The sequence below is a fragment of the Falsochrobactrum tianjinense genome (assembly GCF_019100495.1).
Lineage (GTDB): Bacteria > Pseudomonadota > Alphaproteobacteria > Rhizobiales > Rhizobiaceae > Brucella > Brucella tianjinense.
In genome coordinates this window covers 72,293-83,588 of sequence record NZ_JAHRVA010000007.1, presented here as the reverse complement: position 1 = coordinate 83,588, position 11,296 = coordinate 72,293, and the positions used below count along the sequence as shown (strand labels likewise).

Sequence of the window (11,296 nt, the reverse complement as noted above, 5' to 3'; positions counted from 1 at the left end):
TTTCGTTTCAGCTTATACCAAGGGTCAAGTACGGGTATCAGTCAGTTCTTCAGTCAGATCAATGTAGCTTTTTTGCGCATCACGCATCATCGGGTTGATGAGCAGCGCCTTCTCGTAGGCTCTCAGAGCCTGTTCCTTCAAGCCGCGGGCGCGCAGGATCGCCGCCATGCCCGTCAGCGCGCCATAATGGCGCGGCTGCAGCGCCAGCGTACGATTGATGTCATACATGGCGTGCGCATAGTCGTTGCGCAGAAAATAGACTGTCGCACGCCGGTTCCATGCTTCCGCATAGTCAGGGTCGAGTGCAATCGCTTCATTGAGGAAATCGAGCGCTGGCACATAGCGACGCTCAAGCATGGCCGAATTGGCCCATTGCACCAGCAGATCAATGGTGGCGCTGCCCGATTGCGACCAGATGCGATTGATTTGAACGGTGATGCGTCGTGCCTTGGCCTCATTGCTGGTACGGCGCAGATCGGTAAAGAGCTTGTCGAGGCGCTCTTCGTCAGTTTGTGCTTCTGATGCTGCCTGAGCGGACTTCTGTTCACTGTCCGGGCCAATCTGCACCGGAACAAGCGGCGCGGTGAGGGCAGGCGGCGTCGAGAGGGCAGGTCTGGTCTGCGCATGTGCCGACATGGCGAGGAGCAGGCTGGCTCCAAAGCCGATAAAAGCCGCCACAGGGTTCAAATATGCAAAAGCGTTCCGCATGCGCATAATGTTTATCATGCGCAGCGAAACGTCAAATGCAAAATGCCAAATAAGATTAGCCCTGGCGAGCCTTGAAGCGCGGGGCAGTCTTATTGATGATGTAAACGCGGCCCTTGCGGCGAACGAGCTGGCAGTCGCGATGACGGGCCTTGAGCGCTTTGAGCGAGTTCTTGATCTTCATGTCAATCACCGGTCTGGTTGGCCCATCGACAGGAAGATGCCGCCGGGCGTCATAAAAACAGGCGCCCGAGGCGCCAATTGATCACAGACACGGATATGTGCCTGAAGGGTTGGCCGAAATACACAAAGTTTCGGTCAAATGTCAACTCCTACGCGGCAGATTCACAGATGCAAGAGCCGAAAAACTTGCCGCAAGTGCGGGCTTTGCGGCAAAATACGCGGATTCATCACTTAGCAAGAGGTGCGCGCGGCGCTATATGGGTCACATGGCCCATCTTGCGGCCCGGACGCGCTTCACTTTTTCCATAGAGATGCAGGACGGCATTGGGTTGCGATAGAATCGCGGGTACTTTCTCGACATCGGTGCTGATCAGATTCTCCATCACACAGTCTGAATGCCGGTCCGTATTGCCCAAAGGCAGACCGGCGACCGCGCGGATATGTTGCTCGAACTGCGAGATCGCGCAGGCGGCTTCGGTCCAGTGGCCGGAATTATGAACGCGGGGCGCAAACTCGTTGGCAAGCAGCGTTCCGTCTTCAAGGACGAAAAATTCGAGGCCGAGCACGCCAACATAATCAAGCGCGTGGAGAAGTTTTTCCGCGGCCTTGCGGGCAGTTTCCGCCGTCTGCGCGGAGATGCTGGCGGGAACTGTTGAAGTTGCGAGAATGCCGTCCTTATGCACATTTTCGGCAATATCGAAGATCGCTACATTGCCGCTGCGATCACGCGCGGCAATCACGGAGACTTCGCGTTCAAAGGCGACGAAGCCCTCAAGAATGGCGGGGGCAAGATTGATGGCTTCAAGCGCGTCTCGAGCTTGTGTCTCGTCAAGCGAGGTCAGGCGCACCTGTCCCTTGCCGTCATAGCCGAGGCGGCGGGTCTTGAGAATACCGCGCTCATTGAGCGCGCCCAGAGCGGCAATAAGTGATTCCTCGTCGTCAACCAGATGCCATGGCGCGGTCTTAATGCCGCTTTCATTGAGGAACTGCTTTTCGGTAAAGCGATCCTGCGAGATTTCAAGGGCGGCAGGCGGCGGCAGCACGGTCGCTGTTTCCGCAAGCCTGTCGGCAGCCTTTACCGGGACATTCTCAAATTCATATGTGATGACATCGCAGGCCGCTGCCAGTTCATCCAGAGCGGCCGGATCGTCATAGGCGGCGACAATCTGGCGGTTTGCTGCTTGTGCTGCCGGACAATCGGGCTGCGGCTCCAGAATCACCGTGCGGTAGCCAAGGCGGGCTGCGGCCATGGCCAGCATACGGCCCAACTGGCCACCGCCGATAATGCCTATTGTAGAGCCGGGCTTCAGAGCGTTCTCAGTCATATCAAATCTCATCGGATGGACGTTCTGCCACGCTTTCGGTTTGGGCTATGCGCCAGGCATCGAGGCGGGAAGCGAGATCGTCATCATGAAGCGCCAGAACGGCTGCGGCAAGAAGGGCAGCATTGACCGCGCCTGCGCGTCCGATGGCCAGTGTGCCGACGGGAATGCCAGCGGGCATCTGCACGATGGAGAGCAGCGAGTCCTGGCCGGACAGGGCTTTCGACTGCACGGGCACGCCGAAAACCGGCAGGGGCGTCATTGCAGCGGTCATGCCGGGCAGATGCGCTGCGCCGCCAGCACCGGCGATCACCACCTTGAAACCTTCCGCCTTCGCGCCCTTGGCAAAAGCAACCAGACGATCAGGCGTGCGATGGGCGGATACGATGCGGGCATCATAGGTAATGTTCAACGCATCCAGCGTTTCCGCCGTATGGCGCATGGTTTCCCAATCGGACTGGCTGCCCATGATAATAGCTATGTCTGCACTGGCGCTCATCGATTTTCCCGTATTGGCTGGCTGAGGAATGAAAAACAAAGCCGGGTGAATCCCGGCTGCAAGAATGCGCGATCGGAAGATCAGGCGATAATGTCGGGGATGATCTGATCTTCCATTTCCTGAAGCTTGTCCTTGATTGCCAGTTTTTTCTTCTTCATGCGCTGGATGCGCAACTGGTCACAGCCCATAGCCATCATGGCGTTGATGGCAGCATCGAAATCCGCGTGTTCCTGTTTCAGACGCGCTACGGCCAATCTGATTTCGGCCTGTTCCTGATCGGACATGCGGCTTGCCCCGTTCTGTTCAGAGTGACGTTACAGGCCGTGCCGAACTATCGAGTACAGCTCATTATCGCCTGTTACGGGCGAAGCCCTTACCATATTTTCCGAGATTGGAAAATGCTACCATGACAAATTCGACTTTACACCAAACTCATGCCAAACTGTCATGGTTCTGTCACGAACGGCGGTCGTTGAACCTGCGGTTCATGGCGGTCGGAACTGGGTAGCTGGGAGGCAGGATTGCCAGATGGCTGCGCGGTAATGCGGATGAGGCGTTGCGGGTGCGCTGCATCGGACCATCCGACGGAAAATTAATCAAAGGAGAAATGATGATGGCTATCGAGTCCCATCTTGCCACGCTCGAAAAGAAGCACGGCGCTCTGGAACAGGAAATTTCCGAAGCCCTGGCGTCACCGGCAATGGATAACCTTCATGTCGCATCTCTCAAACGCAAGAAGCTGGTGCTCAAAGAGCAGATTGAAAAATTGAGAACTCAAGTAACTCACCACTAATAGCGGAATCCTGAAATTTTCTGAAAAATAAAACAAGTCAGGCGGCTGTATCGCAGCCGCCGACTATGATGGTCAGCTTTCCATATCCGATCTTGGGTCCAGTTTCATGACTTCAGGTGTGGCGCTGCGGCTGGCTGGCATGCTCTTGAATTGATCTTTTTCTTCCTTTGGCACCGATGCGCGCTGGCGAGAACGGAACAGCGCATAGGCCGTAATCAGGATATGGGCGAAGGCGGTGACGGCGAAGAGGCCCGATGGCCAGAAAATATCCATGGCAATAGCCGCCAGCAATGGGCCGAGCATAGTGCCAAAACCATAGAGCAGAAGCAGGCCGCTCGATACTTTCACAAAGTTTTCTGATGATGCATGGTCGTTGGCGTGGGCGACAGCGACTGGATATAGCGCATAGGCCAGCGCGCCGTAACAGCCCGTCATGGTGATGATGAGTGTGCCGTTGGAGGGGCCGATAATGAAGGCGAGGAGGCCGACGAAGGCTGCGAGCGCGGCAACGCCTGCAAGCACGAAGCGCCGGTCCACCAGATCGGAAATACGCCCGACCGGAATTTGCATGAGTGCTCCGGCGGCGATGGTGGCGCTGACCATCAGGGCGATTTCAGTGGTTGATATGCCGGACTGCGCGCCGAAGACCGCACCGAGCGTACCCCATGCGCCATTGGCGATTCCGATCAAGATGCAGCCGACAAAAGCGGCGGGGGAGTTACGGTAGAGTGCCTTCAGGTCCAGTTGTACTTCTGTAAGCGGCTTGGGGCTGACTGCGGTGGAAATGGCGGTGGGAATGAGAGCCAGACAAAAGAATATGCCAGTCACCATGAACAGATGATCCGCATGCACATCCCCGGCGGCGACCAGCATTTGCCCGCCCATAGTAGCTCCGTAATTGACCATCATATAGAAGCCGAAAATCCTGCCGCGCGAATCGTTGGTGGCGCGCTCATTGAGCCAGCTTTCGATGACCATGAAAGCGCCAGCCATGGAAAAGCCGGTGAAAGCACGCAGGAGAATCCAGATTGTCGCATCGATATAGATGCCGGATAGCAAAGCGATAATGGCCGCCGACGCGGCAAAACAGCCGAAGGCGCGCACATGTCCGACACGGCGCACGAGGCGAGGTGCGAAGATGCAACCGGCGACGAAACCGCCTGCCCATGTGGTGCCGAGCAGGCCCAGCGAAGTTACGGAAAAGCCTTCGATGCCGCCGCGCAATGGCAGCAATAGCCCATGCAGGCCGGAAGCGATCAGAAGAAAGGCTGTTCCGCAGAGAAGGGCCAGAATCTGAATGTAAATGCGCAATGAACTTTCCCGGAATTATAGAATGGCTTTGTTGCGTAGACTACCGAAAGAGCGCTTCCGCTGCGGCTCGGCTGTCGCCTTTTCTCAGTCTCTCCGCTTTGAGCCGCTCTATTTCGGATTGCAGCACGGCAATATGCTGATCGATCTCTGTCAGCGAAAGCAGCGACAATTCTTCCTCGCTCAGTATCAGGCTATGGCGAGGCTTTATCACATCCTCATCGAAACCGCTCATGACCGTCCTCCGAAGTCAATGACGCGCCCCTTATACGCCTGGGCGCCGAGAAAAGATTTAACACCTTGAATCTTCGCATATATATTCATGAAAATCGATGATGATTTCCCTAATTCCGGGCAAGTTCTTTCCAGAACAGGCATAATGCGGAGCAGTGTCCGCCATGACGGACGAGGGATTGAACAGGAGTTTGACGATGATGGCCGAATTGCCTTCCCAGATGACAGCAATCGAGATTGCCGGACCGGGCGGCGCGCATATGCTGCGCCCCGCACAGCGCTCCATGCCTGAACCCAGGGCCGGAGAAATTCTGGTGCGCGTGCGTGCTGCCGGGGTGAACCGGCCCGATGTGCTGCAACGGCAGGGAAATTATTCGCCGCCGCCCGGCGCGTCCGACATACCGGGGCTGGAAATCGCCGGAGACATCGTAGCGCTTGGCGAAGGTGTCGAGCGCTATCGGATGGGCGATCAGGTGATGGCGCTGCTTGCCGGTGGCGGCTATGCCGAATATGCGGTTGTGCACGAGACCAATGCGCTGCCGCTGCCGACCGGTTACGGCTATATCGAAGCAGCGGCGATCCCTGAAACCTTCTTTACGGTCTGGCATAATGTTTTCGAGCGTGGCGGACTGAAAAGCGGCGAAACGTTGCTGGTCCATGGGGGCTCTTCCGGCATCGGAACTACGGCAATCCAGCTTGGCAAGGCATTTGGCGCGCATGTAATTACGACGGCAGGCTCAAACGAGAAGTGCGAAGCCTGCCTGAAATTGGGCGCGGACAGGGTCGTCAACTATCGCGACGAGGATTTTGTCGCTGCTGTGAAAGAGGCGACCGATGGCCGCGGCGCGGATGTCATTCTCGACATGGTGGGCGGCGACTATGTTGATCGCAATTACAAGGCGGCGGCAGAGGATGGACGCATTGTGCAGATCGCATTCCTAAACGGTGCCAAGGCAACGGCCAATGTCGGCGTATTGATGACCAAGCGTCTGACCCATACCGGCTCGACATTGCGCCCGCGCCCGGTCGCGTTCAAGGCGGAGATCGCACGTCAACTGGAGGCGAAAGTCTGGCCGCTTCTGGCAGAACGACGGATCGCCCCCGTCATGGATATGATTTTCTCGCTGAAAGATGCATGGCGGGCGCATGAACGCATGGAAGGTAGCAAGCATATCGGCAAGATCGTGCTGGATATTGCGTGATAGAACAGGTGCTTTTCAACACCGTGGAGACAATTGCAGCACTTTTCTTGCTCTGAGACCAAAAAAAATATATATAGGCCGTGATTTCCCGGAAATTGTGGTTTTTGCCCACGGCCCGCGCCCCCGGAGCGGACGAACAAGAGGATTATATCTAATGGCCACCCAGCTTCTTATGCCGAAAGCAACGGCCGTCTGGCTTGTCGATAATACGGCGCTGTCTTTTGATCAGATCGCAGCATTCTGCAAATTGCATCCGCTTGAGGTCAAGGCAATCGCCGACGGTGAAGCTTCGCAGGGTATCAAGGGACTTGATCCGGTCATCACTGGACAGCTTTCCCGCGAGGAAATTGCCAAGGGCGAGAAAGATTCTAATCATCGCCTCAAGCTTGCCGATCCCAAGGTGCGAGTGCCGGAAGCCAAGCGCAAGGGACCGCGCTATACGCCGCTTTCCAAGCGTCAGGATCGTCCGAATGCGATTTTGTGGCTGGTGCGTAATCATCCTGAACTCAAGGATGCCCAGATTTCGCGCCTGATAGGCACGACGAAATCGACCATCGAACAGATTCGCAATCGCACTCACTGGAATTCGCCCAATCTGACGGCCATGGATCCGGTCACATTGGGCCTTTGCTCGCAGATCGATCTGGATCTTGAAGTTGATCGTGCTGCCCGTAATCGTCCTGCCGCAGCGGAGGACAGCACCCTGCTGCCAGCATCGGCGACCGAAAACCTCGATTATCGTGACGAAGCACCGGCGGAAGAGGAAGAACTGGATGCGGACAAGGTTTTTGCCAAGCTGTCCTCCCTTCAGGGCCCGAAAAGCGACGAAGACGAAGATGAAGAATAATTATTTACGGATGAATTGAAAAAAAGCCCGGTAAAACCGGGCTTTTTTGATTCCCGGGAGGAATGGCTCGGGAGGCGTGGCTAATCCTTGAAGGCATTATATTCGCTCAGCTCCATCAAGCGATAAAAGTCCGTCAGTGTTTTGCCGCGCTCGGCGCGGAAATGGCGACCGGCATCATTGGCTTCGAGAATGCGATCCGTGCGGAAGGTGCGAAATGCATCACGCAATTCGCACCACCCGATCACCGTCCATACCTTGCCCCAGAACCACAGGCCCAGGGGACGAATGTCACGTTCGCTTTCTTTCAGCTCAAGATCACGATAGCGGATGTTGAGAACGTTGCTTTGATCCACAGCGCGTTCCACGGCATCGATGATGCGGCGCTCGCTTACGCTGATGCTTGCCGAAGGTGAATGAATCTGCGTACCGGTGATGCGGGCACGCTCTTGTTTGGGCAATACGGCTTCAATCTTGACCAGCGCCTCTTCCGCTCCGCGCGCCATGGATACACCGCCCCAGGCGCGGATCAGGCGGGCACCAGCAACGAGCGCCACGATCTCGTCGCGGGTGAACATCAGAGGGGGGAGCTCGAATCCCTGGCGCAATATATAACCGACGCCGGCTTCGCCATCGATGGGCACGCCCGTTGATTGAAGGTCGGCTATATCACGGTAAATGGTGCGTTCGGAGACCTCCAGCCGCCCGGCAAGCTGGTGCGCGGTGACAAGCCTGCCACCGCGCAGGTGCTGAACAATCTGAAACAGGCGATCGGCGCGGCGCATTCCGGTATCATTCTCCCTTGCGGCACTGTTCGAGATAGCGATCCGGCCATCCCATATCTTTGCGCAGTTCCTTGGGCAGCCCATCGATGGTGCGCTGTGTGCGCACGAAACGACGGCGAGCATCTTGTCTGCGCTTATATTCTTTCAATATGGCGATCAGTGGTGCAATCGCGATAGTCATGGCAAGTCTCCCTCATCTATGGAAACGCACTATCGCATAGTCCTCCTGACAGCCTTCTGTCAGGAGGCTGGAACCGTATAATTGAGCGGCAAGCGTCCACCATCCGCATAGATCGTCTGCCCTGTCACGTAGCTTGAATCCGGCGAGGCGAGGAAGGATGCGATGGCGGCTATCTCGTCTGGCTGGCCGACGCGACCCAGCGGAGTGCGCGACAGGAGCCTCTTGCGGCTTTCCGCATTCTCATTGACTGCAGAAAGCATTTCGGTCTCGATGGAGCCAGGGCCTATGGCGTTCACGCGGATACCCCATTGCGCCAGTGCTATCGCCATTGCCCGAGTGAGCTGGTTCATGCCGCCTTTGGAAACGGAATAGGCAAGCTGGTCAGGTAGGCCGAAAATGGCATTTACCGATGATATGTTTATGATCGTACCGGCGTCGCCGCCCGCTTCCACGCGCGCAACCATGCGTTTGGCGGCAGCCTGTCCGCACAGAAGCGCGCCCTTCAGATTGACGCGCATGACACGATCGAAATCCTCTTCCTTTAGGTCGAGGAATTCCGCCCGGTGCACGATCCCGGCATTGTTGACGAGAATATCGACCTCGCCCAGATTGGTCGTCGTGTATGTCAGCAGGTTGTGCACATCGAGCTTGTCGCCAACATCGGCGGCGACAGGGTGGATATTGCCATATTGTTCGAGATCCTTGACGGCGCGTGAGGCTGCTGCACCATTCACGTCCGATAGGACAACGCTTGCGCCATCCATCAGAAAGCGTTTTGCTATAGCATAGCCAATACCGCGCGCTGCACCCGTAACGATAGCTACCTTGCCTTCAAGCTGCATGAAATCTCTCCGATTTTTGGCGAAGAGTGAACTTGTGAAAACTGCCGGTCAAGACCGGTTTTGAGAGATATTCCCTAAGCAAATGCCAGGCCGATATGACGCTCGCTCAGGACCGCTCTTATCTCATCGAGTATCGCCGGATCGTCGATGGTGGCGGGCATTTTCCATTGCTCGCCATCGGCAATTTTCTGGATCGTCGAGCGCAGTATCTTGCCGGAGCGGGTCTTGGGCAGGCGCTTGACGGTCAATGCGAGCCGGAAAGAGGCAACAGGTCCGATCTTGTCGCGAATCATGGTAACGCATTCCGCCTCGACCTCATGCAGATCGCGGTCGATATTGGATTTGAGCACGAGAAGACCGCAGGGGACCTGCCCCTTGACTGGATCGGAGATGCCAAGCACCGCGCATTCGGCCACATCGGGGTGAGTCGAGAGCACTTCCTCCATCGCACCCGTCGACAGGCGGTGGCCGGCAATGTTGATAATGTCGTCGGTGCGGCTCATGATATAGAGATAGCCATCGCGGTCCATGTAGCCGGCATCGGCTGTTTTATAATAGCCGGGAAACTCGGCGAGATAGGCCTTGCGGAAGCGATCATCGGCATTCCATAGCGTCGGCAGGCAACCGGGCGGCAGAGGCAGCCGGATGAGAATATTGCCAAGCTGGCCGCGTTCCACTTCATGGCCTTCATCATCCAGAACATGAATATCGTAGCCCGGCAGGCAGACGGCGGGCGAGCCATATCTGGTTTCGAGCAGTCCCAGGCCAAGCGGGTTCGCCACCATCGGCCAACCGCTTTCGGTCTGCCACCAATGATCAATGACCGGACAGCCCAGCAGATTTTCTGCCCAGTGGATCGTGTCGGGATCGGCGCGCTCTCCGGCCAGAAAGAGTGCGCGGAATTTCGACAGGTCGTAGCGGCGGACAAAATTGCCGTCGGCATCTTCCTTCTTGATGGCGCGCAGGGCGGTCGGTGCGGTGAACATCACTTCGACGCCATGTTCGGCGATAATGCGCCAGTAAGTACCCGCATCGGGTGTGCCGATGGGCTTGCCTTCGAAGAGAATGCTTGTGGCCCCTGCGAGCAGCGGCGCATAGACGATGTAGGAATGGCCGACAACCCAGCCAACATCGGACGCGGCCCAGAAGACCTGTCCAGGGCTGACGTCGAAGACATGTTTCATCGACCAGATAAGTGCCACCATATGGCCGCCATTATCACGCACGACTCCCTTGGGTTCGCCCGTCGTGCCGGAAGTGTAGAGCACATAGAGCGGGTCGGTGGCGTCGACCGGCGTGCAGGGGATGTGACGGCCCCGCACAGCGTCCACTGCGGCCTTGTAGTCGATGTCGCGGCCCTCGACCAGTTGGTGCTGATGCTCGGGTCGTTGCAGGATAATGCAATGCGAAACCTTGTGTCGGGCGAGGTCGATGGCCTTGTCGAGCATGTCCTGATAGGGAACTACGCGCGTCGGCTCGATGCCGCAGGAGCCTGCGACGATCATGACAGGCCGGGCGTCGTCGATGCGGGTCGCCAGTTCGCTGGCGGCGAAACCGCCAAAGACCACGGAATGTACAGCTCCGATACGCGCGCATGCGAGCATGGCGACGGCAGCTTCCGGCACCATGGGCATATAGATGAGAATACGGTCGCCTTTTTTTGCGCCATGATCGATCATGACTGCGGAAAGCGCCTCGACCTCTTCGAGCAATTCGCGATAGGTGATCTTGCGCACCCGATTGGTGACAGGGCTTTCATAGATGAGGGCGATCTGGTCGCCTCGCCCGTTGGCCACATGCCGGTCGAGCGCATTGTAGCAGGTATTGCACTGCGCTCCTGCAAACCAGCGGCCATAAATACCCTGATCTGCTGCAAAAACCTGATCCCATGGCTTGAACCAGTCGACCGCTCCAGCGGCATCCGCCCAGAAGGCTTCCGGGTTGCTCTGCCAGGCCCCATAGGTTTCAGCATATTTTGAAGTCATATTGCTCCTCCGAGAAACACGACAAGGTTCTGCCCTGGGACAGAGCAAAGCAGCGTGGCCGCGTCCATCAAACTTAAGATTGATACGATACAGAATGATTGGCAAGTGTTTGTGTACTTGCAGCTTCGATGCGACTGCGGCACAAGAAACGATCAGGAAAGCAAAGGCATGTTGTGACCAAGATTTTGCCCGTACTGTTATTGGCGCTTATGGGATTGCATATCATCAAGCCGCTCGGTTTGCCGGGGCTAAGGCGGCGGGGTGATTTCTGGAAGATCGCCGTTGTGGCCATTCTGATTATGGCGCTGACCCTCGGTTTTCATTTCACGGGAACATAAGCCCGATCGCAAAATCGCAAGTTCCGTCCTCTCTCAAGTGCGCTCTTTGACATTGGCGTGCCAAACCCCATTTAA

The 11,296-nt window shown here is 56.8% G+C and carries 15 protein-coding genes; 4 read left to right on the top strand and 11 right to left on the bottom strand.

Going from position 1 to position 11,296, the window contains the following annotated elements:
• Window positions 1–24: 24 nt before the first annotated feature.
• From KUG47_RS14775 to KUG47_RS14755, 5 genes are all read right to left on the bottom strand, one after another.
• Window positions 25–636 carry a tetratricopeptide repeat protein gene (locus KUG47_RS14775; protein WP_422718098.1) on the bottom strand — a complete coding sequence of 204 codons (612 nt, stop codon included), beginning with the start codon at window positions 634–636 and terminating at the stop codon, window positions 25–27.
• 127 nt (window positions 637–763) lie between these two features.
• Window positions 764–889, bottom strand: coding sequence for a type B 50S ribosomal protein L36 (gene ykgO, locus KUG47_RS14770; protein ID WP_002967908.1), 126 nt, complete (start codon window positions 887–889; stop codon window positions 764–766).
• A gap of 226 nt (window positions 890–1,115) precedes the next feature.
• A complete protein-coding gene (locus tag KUG47_RS14765; RefSeq protein ID WP_217678742.1) occupies window positions 1,116–2,213 on the bottom strand; it encodes a 5-(carboxyamino)imidazole ribonucleotide synthase in 1,098 nt (365 codons plus the stop codon).
• Window position 2,214: 1 nt separating this feature from the next.
• Window positions 2,215–2,709: a 5-(carboxyamino)imidazole ribonucleotide mutase gene (purE, locus tag KUG47_RS14760; RefSeq protein WP_217678741.1), complete on the bottom strand. Its 495-nt coding sequence runs from the start codon at window positions 2,707–2,709 to the stop codon at window positions 2,215–2,217.
• Window positions 2,710–2,789: 80 nt separating this feature from the next.
• Entirely contained in the window at window positions 2,790–2,993 is a 204-nt protein-coding gene (locus KUG47_RS14755) for a YdcH family protein (protein WP_217678740.1), read from the bottom strand.
• Between the two features lie 326 nt (window positions 2,994–3,319).
• Between KUG47_RS14755 and KUG47_RS14750 the strand changes: the two genes are divergently transcribed.
• On the top strand, window positions 3,320–3,502 hold the full coding sequence (locus tag KUG47_RS14750; protein ID WP_217678861.1) for a YdcH family protein: 183 nt from the start codon (window positions 3,320–3,322) through the stop codon (window positions 3,500–3,502).
• A 72-nt stretch (window positions 3,503–3,574) separates the two neighbouring features.
• On the opposite strand, the gene KUG47_RS14745 is transcribed toward KUG47_RS14750, so the two are convergent.
• Together KUG47_RS14745 and KUG47_RS14740 are read right to left on the bottom strand one after the other, a co-directional pair.
• Window positions 3,575–4,813: an MFS transporter gene (locus KUG47_RS14745; protein ID WP_217678739.1), complete on the bottom strand. Its 1,239-nt coding sequence runs from the start codon at window positions 4,811–4,813 to the stop codon at window positions 3,575–3,577.
• A 40-nt stretch (window positions 4,814–4,853) separates the two neighbouring features.
• On the bottom strand, window positions 4,854–5,045 hold the full coding sequence (locus KUG47_RS14740) for a DUF1192 family protein (RefSeq protein ID WP_217678738.1): 192 nt from the start codon (window positions 5,043–5,045) through the stop codon (window positions 4,854–4,856).
• 196 nt (window positions 5,046–5,241) lie between these two features.
• Between KUG47_RS14740 and KUG47_RS14735 the strand changes: the two genes are divergently transcribed.
• Window positions 5,242–6,246: an NAD(P)H-quinone oxidoreductase gene (locus tag KUG47_RS14735; RefSeq protein WP_217678737.1), complete on the top strand. Its 1,005-nt coding sequence runs from the start codon at window positions 5,242–5,244 to the stop codon at window positions 6,244–6,246.
• 154 nt (window positions 6,247–6,400) lie between these two features.
• Entirely contained in the window at window positions 6,401–7,093 is a 693-nt protein-coding gene (locus tag KUG47_RS14730) for a DUF1013 domain-containing protein (RefSeq protein WP_217678736.1), read from the top strand.
• 80 nt (window positions 7,094–7,173) lie between these two features.
• Here the strand turns inward: KUG47_RS14730 and KUG47_RS14725 are convergent, their stop codons facing one another.
• The 4 genes from KUG47_RS14725 to KUG47_RS14710 all read right to left on the bottom strand — a co-directional run bounded on the left by KUG47_RS14725 (window position 7,174) and on the right by KUG47_RS14710 (window position 10,883).
• The gene (locus KUG47_RS14725) at window positions 7,174–7,875 is read right to left on the bottom strand and encodes a helix-turn-helix transcriptional regulator (protein ID WP_217678735.1); all 702 of its coding nucleotides are present in this window, start codon (window positions 7,873–7,875) and stop codon (window positions 7,174–7,176) included.
• A gap of 7 nt (window positions 7,876–7,882) precedes the next feature.
• Window positions 7,883–8,056: a hypothetical protein gene (locus tag KUG47_RS14720; protein WP_217678734.1), complete on the bottom strand. Its 174-nt coding sequence runs from the start codon at window positions 8,054–8,056 to the stop codon at window positions 7,883–7,885.
• A gap of 59 nt (window positions 8,057–8,115) precedes the next feature.
• Window positions 8,116–8,898, bottom strand: coding sequence for an SDR family NAD(P)-dependent oxidoreductase (locus KUG47_RS14715; protein WP_217678733.1), 783 nt, complete (start codon window positions 8,896–8,898; stop codon window positions 8,116–8,118).
• A gap of 74 nt (window positions 8,899–8,972) precedes the next feature.
• Window positions 8,973–10,883 carry a propionyl-CoA synthetase gene (locus tag KUG47_RS14710; RefSeq protein ID WP_217678732.1) on the bottom strand — a complete coding sequence of 637 codons (1,911 nt, stop codon included), beginning with the start codon at window positions 10,881–10,883 and terminating at the stop codon, window positions 8,973–8,975.
• 128 nt (window positions 10,884–11,011) lie between these two features.
• Between KUG47_RS14710 and KUG47_RS14705 the strand changes: the two genes are divergently transcribed.
• Entirely contained in the window at window positions 11,012–11,221 is a 210-nt protein-coding gene (locus KUG47_RS14705; protein WP_217678731.1) for a hypothetical protein, read from the top strand.
• The last annotated feature ends 75 nt before the right edge of the window (window positions 11,222–11,296 follow it).

What these genes read in the sequence shown, in the direction of transcription:
- KUG47_RS14775 (WP_422718098.1), bottom strand. Translation starts at nt 636, where the DNA reads ATGTCGGCACATGCGCAGACCAGACCTGCCCTCTCGACGCCGCCTGCC.
- ykgO (WP_002967908.1), bottom strand. Translation starts at nt 889, where the DNA reads ATGAAGATCAAGAACTCGCTCAAAGCGCTCAAGGCCCGTCATCGCGAC.
- KUG47_RS14765 (WP_217678742.1), bottom strand. Translation starts at nt 2,213, where the DNA reads ATGACTGAGAACGCTCTGAAGCCCGGCTCTACAATAGGCATTATCGGC.
- purE (WP_217678741.1), bottom strand. Translation starts at nt 2,709, where the DNA reads ATGAGCGCCAGTGCAGACATAGCTATTATCATGGGCAGCCAGTCCGAT.
- KUG47_RS14755 (WP_217678740.1), bottom strand. Translation starts at nt 2,993, where the DNA reads ATGTCCGATCAGGAACAGGCCGAAATCAGATTGGCCGTAGCGCGTCTG.
- KUG47_RS14750 (WP_217678861.1), top strand. Translation starts at nt 3,320, where the DNA reads ATGATGGCTATCGAGTCCCATCTTGCCACGCTCGAAAAGAAGCACGGC.
- KUG47_RS14740 (WP_217678738.1), bottom strand. Translation starts at nt 5,045, where the DNA reads ATGAGCGGTTTCGATGAGGATGTGATAAAGCCTCGCCATAGCCTGATA.
- KUG47_RS14735 (WP_217678737.1), top strand. Translation starts at nt 5,242, where the DNA reads ATGATGGCCGAATTGCCTTCCCAGATGACAGCAATCGAGATTGCCGGA.
- KUG47_RS14730 (WP_217678736.1), top strand. Translation starts at nt 6,401, where the DNA reads ATGGCCACCCAGCTTCTTATGCCGAAAGCAACGGCCGTCTGGCTTGTC.
- KUG47_RS14725 (WP_217678735.1), bottom strand. Translation starts at nt 7,875, where the DNA reads ATGCGCCGCGCCGATCGCCTGTTTCAGATTGTTCAGCACCTGCGCGGT.
- KUG47_RS14720 (WP_217678734.1), bottom strand. Translation starts at nt 8,056, where the DNA reads ATGACTATCGCGATTGCACCACTGATCGCCATATTGAAAGAATATAAG.
- KUG47_RS14715 (WP_217678733.1), bottom strand. Translation starts at nt 8,898, where the DNA reads ATGCAGCTTGAAGGCAAGGTAGCTATCGTTACGGGTGCAGCGCGCGGT.
- KUG47_RS14710 (WP_217678732.1), bottom strand. Translation starts at nt 10,883, where the DNA reads ATGACTTCAAAATATGCTGAAACCTATGGGGCCTGGCAGAGCAACCCG.
- KUG47_RS14705 (WP_217678731.1), top strand. Translation starts at nt 11,012, where the DNA reads ATGCGACTGCGGCACAAGAAACGATCAGGAAAGCAAAGGCATGTTGTG.